Raw genomic sequence first — 3,405 nt, forward strand, 5'->3', positions numbered from 1 at the left:
GTGATGCGTAACTGCACCGCATGCCATCGCCCATTGCCTGAGCAAGCCTTCCCCAAGGCCGGCAGCCGTGGCCGCGACTCGATCTGCACCGTGTGCGTGAACGACCGGCGTCGGCTTCGCGCTCCCCTGCCCCCGGTTGAGCGGGATCCGGTGCAGATCGCACTGAACAACCGCATGTGCCTGTGGTTCGGGCCCGTGCGGCCGCAGCCGAGGTATGCGGTATGAGCGCTATCCGCTACCTGTCGCTGTTCTCTGGCATGGAAGCTGCGCACTTGGCGTGGGCGCTTCTCGGCTGGGAATGCGTCGGCGTTGCCGAGATTGATCCGGCACCGTGCGCACTGCTTGCGCATCGCCTGCCGCATGTCCCGAACCTGGGCAGCGTTACCGAAATCACCGACGAACAGATCGCCGCGCTGGGTCACATCGATGTCGTCATCGGCGGCAGCCCGTGTCAGGACCTATCCGTCGCCGGCAACCGCGCTGGTCTGGCCGGCGCACGCTCCGGCCTGTTTCACGAACAACTGAGGATTTTCAATGCAGCTCGGACTTTTTGCGGCGCACGCTGGCTCGTCTGGGAAAACGTCCCCGGGGCGTTCAGTAGCAACCGCGGGCGAGACTTTGCTGTCGTGGCTGGGGCATTGGCAGGATGCGAACTCGATGTCCCCCGTGACGGCTGGGGCAACGAAGGCGTGGCGCTCGGCCCGAACGGACTTGTCGAATGGAGCGTGCTGGACGCGCAGTGGTTCGGAGTGGCGCAGCGGCGCCGTCGCGTGTTCGCTGTCCTCGATACTGGAGACTGGGCCGGTAGACCCCCGGTACTACTTGAGCCCGACAGCCTGCGCGGGGATTCTGCGCCGCGCCGAGAAACGGGGGAAGGAGTTGCCGGCACCCTTACGCGCAGCGCTGGAGAACGTGGCGCTGAAGATGGTGAGCGCGGCCAATTGATCCCCGAGATCGCCCGTTGTGTCACAACGGGCGAGGCCAAACGCCAAGACTGGGAGACCTGCACGATCATCCCCGCAGTAGCCCATACGCTCCGCGCCGATGGTTTTGACGCCAGCGAAGACGGCACGGGTCGCGGCACGCCACTGGTGCCAGTAGCGTTCGACTGCAAGGCCAGTGGCCGGGCGGGCTTCGGCGTCGGCGAGATTGCCAGCACGATGCGCAGCATGGGTCATGCCGACAGCCACCAGAACGGAGGCAGTCACTTGGCAGTCCAGCAAGGCATGCAGGTCCGCCGACTCACCCCGCGCGAGTGCGAGCGACTGCAAGGCGCGCCTGACGATTGGACCCTGGTGCCGAACGCGAAGGGCAAGCCGATGGCCGATGGCCCTCGCTACAAAATGCTGGGCAACAGCTTCGCGGTACCGGTGATCACGTGGATCGGCGAACGCATCCAAATGGCGCACACCTACCGGCAGAGGGCCGCAGCATGAAACCGCAGCTCTTCCCCAAGCCAGCCAAGCGCATGAAGCAGCCGCCCAAGGAGTTGTTACGCGAGCAGCTGGCCACGGCGGCCAACGAGATCATCCGGCTGCGCGCCGAGGCGCTGGCCAACGAACAACGGATCAGCGGCGCCCGCGCGGCGCTGGAAGGAGAGCAACATGGCTGACGGCATCGCCCTATCGAAACAGGAAGTGGCCCAGCTGTGCCGCACGCCGCAGAAGGCACGCCAGGTGGCGTTTCTGAGCCAGAACGGCATCAGGCACTATTTGGACGGTCACGGCTGGCCGGTGGTGCTGCGATCGACTATTGACGGCCTGCCGGCACAGGAAGCGGCCGGAACTCCGACGTGGAAGCCAAACAAGGCCGCATGACATGGGAAGGAAGCCATCTAAGCCAGGTGCCGTCCCTCGCCTACGCGCACGCAAGCGCGGCGCGGTGACCTACTACTTCTACGACCACGGCGGTACGCCGCGCCGCGAGGAATCACTGGGCCGCGACTACGGGCTGGCGATCCAGCGCTGGGCGGAGATTGAGCGCGCCACGCACGTCTCCACCGCCCCCAAGGTGATGTTCCGCTGGGTGTGTGACCGGTACATGGCCGAGGTGGCCAGTCAGAAGGCTGCGCGCACCTTCGCCGACAACCAGCGCGAGGTCCTGAAGCTGCTCGAGTTCTTCGACGATCCGCCGGCGCCGGTCGAGGCGATCCAGCCGGTGAACGTCCGCCAGTACATGACCTGGCGCACCAAGGGCGGCACCGGCAAGGTGCGGGCCAACCGCGAGAAGGCGCTGCTCTCGCACATCTGGAACTACGCACGCGACCGCGGCTACACAGCCCTGCCCAACCCCTGCGCCGGCATCAAGGGATTCAAGGAGACCGGGCGCGACGTCTACATCGAGGACGCCCAGTACCAAGCGGTCTGGAGCGCAGCAGATCCGTGTCTGCAGGACGCGATGGACCTCGCCTACCTGCTCGGGCAGCGACCGGCGGACGTGCTGGGCTTGTCGGAGATGGACGTGCGCGACGGAGCGATCCACCTGCAGCAGGGCAAGACCGCCAAGAAGCTGCGCGTCGAGGTCAGCGAAGAGCTGGCCGTTCTGCTGGGCCGGATCCGAGATCGGAAGCGCGGCTACACGGTCCACAGCACGCGCCTGGTGGTGAACGAGCATGGACGAGCGATGACCGTGGCAGCCATGTCCAGGCGGTGGCAGAAGGCGTGCAGGGCAGCCAACGTCGATGGCATCCAGTTCCGGGATCTGCGCGCCAAGGCCGGCACGGACAAGACAGATTCAGCCGGGGATATCCGCCAGGCGCAGCGCCAGCTCGGCCACTCTTCAGTGGTCATGACCGAGCACTACGTACGCAATCGCCGCGGCGCGAAAGTGACACCGACGCGATGAATTGCGGAAAAGCCCCCCGGATTGCGGAAATAAAAAAGGCGGCAAAAGCCGCCTAAGTCATGGTGCCCGGAGCCGGAATCGAACCGGCATGGCCTCGCGGCCGGCGGATTTTAAGTCCGATGCGTCTACCAATTTCGCCATCCGGGCACCGCGATAGCGTGCCTGATCACGCGGCAATTGTGAATTGCATGGCGTGCCGGCCTGCCCGTTTCCGGACCACAGAGCGCACGCCGGCTGCGGTCAGATCGCTTTGGAATACCGGGCCGGCTGCTGCGGAGCTTTCAAATAGCGGTCAAAGCACATGGCGATCAGCCGCAGCAAAGGCCTTCCTGGCCGGGTCGCCGAAACCACACCGTCCTCGATATGGGCCAATCCGTCATCGACCAGTTGCCGCAGTGATTCGATTTCCGCGGCAAATTCGCGATCGAAATCGATGCCGTGGGATGCGGCGACACGGCGCCCGTCCACCCGGCCATGACACATCAGCTGCTGGATCAGCTCCGCCCGCAGCAGATCGTCCTGATCCAGTTCCAGGCCACGCCATACAGGCAGCGCCCCGGG

Annotated in this window: 5 protein-coding genes, 1 tRNA gene and 1 pseudogene; 5 read left to right on the forward strand and 2 right to left on the reverse strand. The window is 65.4% G+C overall.

What is annotated here, in order from left to right; genetic code table 11:
• The 5 genes from JCM9942_RS19675 to JCM9942_RS12520 form a co-directional block, all read left to right on the forward strand.
• A partial coding sequence (locus JCM9942_RS19675; RefSeq protein ID WP_218185488.1) for a hypothetical protein occupies positions 1-225 on the forward strand: 225 nt, incomplete at its 5' end.
• Positions 222-1,436 carry a DNA cytosine methyltransferase gene (locus JCM9942_RS12505; protein ID WP_054660055.1) on the forward strand — a complete coding sequence of 405 codons (1,215 nt, stop codon included), beginning with the start codon at positions 222-224 and terminating at the stop codon, positions 1,434-1,436. The genes JCM9942_RS19675 and JCM9942_RS12505, both read left to right, overlap by 4 nt.
• A complete protein-coding gene (locus JCM9942_RS12510; RefSeq protein ID WP_054660057.1) occupies positions 1,433-1,612 on the forward strand; it encodes a hypothetical protein in 180 nt (59 codons plus the stop codon). The genes JCM9942_RS12505 and JCM9942_RS12510 overlap by 4 nt, the downstream gene beginning before the upstream one ends.
• Positions 1,605-1,817: a DUF4224 domain-containing protein gene (locus JCM9942_RS12515; RefSeq protein WP_054660059.1), complete on the forward strand. Its 213-nt coding sequence runs from the start codon at positions 1,605-1,607 to the stop codon at positions 1,815-1,817. Before JCM9942_RS12510 ends, JCM9942_RS12515 begins: the two co-directional genes overlap by 8 nt.
• 1 nt (position 1,818) lies before the next feature.
• Complete coding sequence (locus tag JCM9942_RS12520) at positions 1,819-2,844, forward strand: site-specific integrase (RefSeq protein WP_054660061.1); 1,026 nt, start codon at positions 1,819-1,821, stop codon at positions 2,842-2,844.
• 60 nt (positions 2,845-2,904) lie between these two features.
• On the opposite strand, the gene JCM9942_RS12525 is transcribed toward JCM9942_RS12520, so the two are convergent.
• Positions 2,905-2,991: transfer RNA gene (locus tag JCM9942_RS12525), tRNA-Leu, on the reverse strand.
• Between the two features lie 93 nt (positions 2,992-3,084).
• A pseudogene (locus JCM9942_RS12530) lies at positions 3,085-3,405 on the reverse strand (oxygen-independent coproporphyrinogen III oxidase); the annotation flags it as partial.

Source organism: Stenotrophomonas pictorum JCM 9942, from assembly GCF_001310775.1.
Lineage (GTDB): Bacteria > Pseudomonadota > Gammaproteobacteria > Xanthomonadales > Xanthomonadaceae > Stenotrophomonas > Stenotrophomonas pictorum.